This window comes from Nocardia farcinica, assembly GCF_029867845.1.
In the GTDB taxonomy this organism is placed as follows: Bacteria; Actinomycetota; Actinomycetes; order Mycobacteriales; family Mycobacteriaceae; genus Nocardia; species Nocardia farcinica_A.
This window is the reverse complement of the sequence record NZ_JARWRU010000031.1, coordinates 1-4184: the sequence shown is the minus strand read 5'-3', so window position 1 is coordinate 4184 and position 4184 is coordinate 1. Positions and strand designations below refer to the sequence as shown.

General features: G+C 67.1%; 1 protein-coding gene. It reads right to left on the bottom strand.

All coding sequences use genetic code 11. The features are described from left to right. Positions 1-68 precede the first annotated feature (68 nt). Entirely contained in the window at positions 69-3560 is a 3492-nt protein-coding gene (locus QH283_RS00475; protein ID WP_280501043.1) for a DNA-directed RNA polymerase subunit beta, read from the bottom strand. Positions 3561-4184 lie beyond the last annotated feature (624 nt).

Sequence of the window (4184 nt, the reverse complement as noted above, 5' to 3'; positions counted from 1 at the left end):
CCCCGGCCGCACCGTTTCCGCGCGGGGGGGGGGCGCCCCCCGGGCGGCGGCGCCCCCCCCCGATCCGCCTAGTTCGCCAGATCGTCGACGGTGGCCGCTTCGTTCCTGGACAGGTTGATGCCCAGGTTCGCCGCGGCGCGCTCCAGATCCTCGTCCTCGCCCTCGCGCAGCTCGATCGCGGCGCCGTCGGAGGACAGCACCTCGACGTTGAGGCACAGCGACTGGAGTTCCTTGAGGAGCACCTTGAACGACTCCGGGATGCCCGGCTCCGGGATGTTCTCGCCCTTGACGATCGCCTCGTAGACCTTCACGCGGCCGACGACGTCGTCGGACTTGATGGTCAGCAGCTCCTGCAGGGTGTAGGCGGCGCCGTAGGCCTGCATCGCCCAGCACTCCATCTCACCGAAGCGCTGGCCACCGAACTGCGCCTTACCACCGAGCGGCTGCTGGGTGATCATCGAGTACGGGCCGGTCGAACGCGCGTGGATCTTGTCGTCCACCAGGTGGTGCAGCTTGAGGATGTACATGTAGCCCACGGCCACCGGGTACGGGAAGGGCTCGCCGGAGCGGCCGTCGAACAGCACCGCCTTGCCGTTGTCGTCGACCATGCGCTCGCCGTCGCGGTTGGGCAGCGTCGAGGACAACAGACCGGTCAGCTCCTCCTCGCGGGCGCCGTCGAACACCGGGGTGGCGATGTTGGAGTTGGCCGGGGCCTCCCACATCTCCTCGGGCAGCGCCGAGGCCCACTCGGGCTCGCCCTCGACCTTCCAGCCCGCCTTGCCGATCCAGCCCAGGTGGGTCTCCAGGATCTGGCCGATGTTCATACGGCGCGGCACGCCGTGGGTGTTGAGGATGATGTCGACCGGGGTGCCGTCCGGCAGGAACGGCATGTCCTCGGTCGGCAGGATCTTGCCGATGACGCCCTTGTTGCCGTGGCGGCCGGCCAGCTTGTCGCCGTCCTGGATCTTGCGCTTCTGCGCCACGTAGACCCGGACCAGCTCGTTGACGCCGGGGGGTAGGTCGTCGTCGTCCTCGCGGGAGAACACGCGGATGCCGATGACCTTGCCGGACTCGCCGTGCGGCACCTTCAGCGAGGTGTCGCGGACCTCACGGGCCTTCTCGCCGAAGATGGCGCGCAGCAGGCGCTCCTCGGGGGTCAGCTCGGTCTCGCCCTTCGGGGTGACCTTGCCGACCAGGATGTCGCCGTCGCGGACCTCTGCGCCGATGCGGACGATGCCGCGCTCGTCGAGATCGGCCAGCACCTCGTCGGAGACGTTCGGGATGTCCCTGGTGATCTCCTCGGCGCCCAGCTTGGTGTCACGCGCGTCGATCTCGTGCTCCTCGATGTGGATCGAGGTCAGCACGTCCTCCTCCACGAGGCGCTGCGACAGGATGATCGCGTCCTCGTAGTTGTGGCCCTCCCACGGCATGATCGCCACGAGCAGGTTCTTGCCGAGGGCCATCTCACCGTTCTCGGTGCACGGACCGTCGGCCAGGACCTGACCGGCCTCCACGCGCTGGCCCTCGTCCACGATCGGACGCTGGTTGGAGCAGGTGCCCTGGTTCGAGCGGTTGAACTTGCGCATGCGGTAGCTCTTGCGGCTGCCGTCGTCGGCCATGACGGTGACGTAGTCGGCCGAGACCTCCTCGACCACGCCCGCCTTCTCGTTCACCACCACGTCGCCGGCGTCCACCGCGGCGCGCAGCTCCATGCCGGTGCCGACGATGGGGGCCTCGGAACGGATCAGCGGCACGGCCTGGCGCTGCATGTTCGCACCCATGAGGGCGCGGTTGGCGTCGTCGTGCTCGAGGAACGGGATCATCGCGGTCGCGACGGAGACCATCTGGCGCGGCGAGACGTCCATGAAGTCGACCTCGGAGGCCGCGACGTACTCCATCTCCTCGTTGCCGCGGCGGCACAGCACCCGGTCCTCGAGGAAGCGGCCGTCGGGGCCGACCGGCGAGTTGGCCTGGGCACGGACGTGCCTGTCCTCCTCGTCGGCGGTGAGGTAGACGACCTCGTCGGTGACCCGGCCGTCGACGACGCGGCGGTACGGGGTCTCGATGAAGCCGAAGGGGTTGACCCGCGCGTACACCGACAGCGAGCCGATCAGGCCGATGTTCGGGCCTTCCGGGGTCTCGATCGGGCACATGCGGCCGTAGTGCGAGGGGTGCACGTCGCGCACCTCGAGGCCGGCGCGCTCACGGGACAGACCGCCGGGGCCGAGCGCCGACAGACGGCGCTTGTGGGTCAGGCCCGACAGCGGGTTGTTCTGGTCCATGAACTGCGACAGCTGGGAGGTTCCGAAGAACTCCTTGATCGCGGCGACGACCGGGCGGATGTTGATCAGCGACTGCGGGGTGATCGCCTCGACGTCCTGGGTGGTCATGCGCTCGCGCACGACGCGCTCCATGCGCGACAGGCCGACCCGGATCTGGTTCTGGATCAGCTCGCCGACGGTGCGCAGGCGACGGTTGCCGAAGTGGTCGATGTCGTCGACCTCGACCGGCACCTCGACGCCGCCGGGGGCGGTCATCGTCTTGTCGCCGGCGTGCAGGCGGACCAGGTACTCGATGGTGGCGACGATGTCCTCGCGGGTGAGCACCGAGCCGGTGATCGGGGCGCCGGGGTTGAGGCCCAGCTTCTTGTTGATCTTGTACCGGCCGACGCGGGCCAGGTCGTAGCGCTTCTCCTTGAAGAACAGGTTCTCCAGCAGGGTCTGCGCGGACTCCTTGGTCGGCGGCTCGCCCGGACGCAGCTTGCGGTAGATGTCCAGCAGCGCCTCGTCCTGACCGGCGGTGTTGTCCTTCTCCAGGGTGGACATCATGATCTCGGAGAAACCGAAGCGCTCGGTGATCTCCTCGGTGGTCCAGCCCAGCGCCTTGAGCAGCACGGTGACCGGCTGGCGGCGCTTGCGGTCGATGCGCACGCCGACGGTGTCGCGCTTGTCGACGTCGAACTCGAGCCAGGCGCCGCGCGAGGGGATGACCCGCACGCTGTGCAGATCCTTCTCGGTGCCCTTGTCGATGCTGTGGTCGAAGTAGACGCCCGGGGAGCGGACCAGCTGGGAGACGACGACGCGCTCGGTGCCGTTGATGATGAACGTGCCCTTGTCGGTCATCATCGGGAAGTCACCCATGAAGACCGTCTGGCTCTTGATCTCACCGGTGTTGTTGTTGATGAACTCCGCGGTGACGAACAGCGGAGCCGCGTACGTCATGTCCTTTTCTTTGCACTCGTCGATCGAGGCCTTGACCTCTTCGAAGCGAGGATCCGAGAAGGACAGGGACATGGAGCCGGAGAAGTCCTCGATGGGCGAGAGCTCCTCGAGCACCTCCTCCAGTCCACCGACCAGCCCGACGTCGCCGCGAGCGGCGGAGCGCTCACGCCATTCCGGAGAGCCGATCAACCAGGCGAACGATTCCGTTTGTAGATCGAGAAGTCCGGGAACCTCCAAGGGTTCACGAATCTTCGCGAAAGACACCCGCTTCGGGGCTCCGGGGATTCCGGCAACTGCCTTGGTCTGGGTGGAGACTGCCAAGATGCGTCCTTCCAGCACCTCACGCGCGTCGCGTGGTGGTCCGCGACCGTCGCTTGCTTCTGCTACGAATTCCGCTGGTCACGACCCGATCGAAACTCGAACAGGCAACAACGGAAGCAACACCGGAAGGGTGGAACTCACGTGTGCGAATCGAGGTATGGACAGGAGGCAGCCAGCGCAACGTCCAAACTTACACCCCTATGCACGGATGTGTCAAAGTACCATCCGTGTGATCCAGTACGCCGACGGCGCGCCGAAGGTCCCCGCTCCCCGTAACGCTGGCTGCGCCGGGAGCCGCGGAGTCGGTCGGACCGCTCTGACAGCTATCACTGTTGCTCAATAGCGTGACGGTTCGGGCGAAACTCGTCAAGTGGCAGGATCGCCCAGAGCCGGACGAGAACGGCTGCGCGCGTGGATGTTCGCAGGTGGAAGGGGTTCCGCGAGCCGTCCCGGCCGGTAGCGAGCGTGGGTTTCCCGGTATCTCCTGATGACGAAAACGACTGCCGGCGCGATCGGGAATCGCACCGGCACAGGCTCTTTCACGCCGCGTCCCCGGCCGCAGGAGGCGGCCGAGGACGCCTGGTCACTGCTTGGACAGATCCGTGCGGACGGTCGGGTCGTCGTAGGCGGTGACGGTGGTGT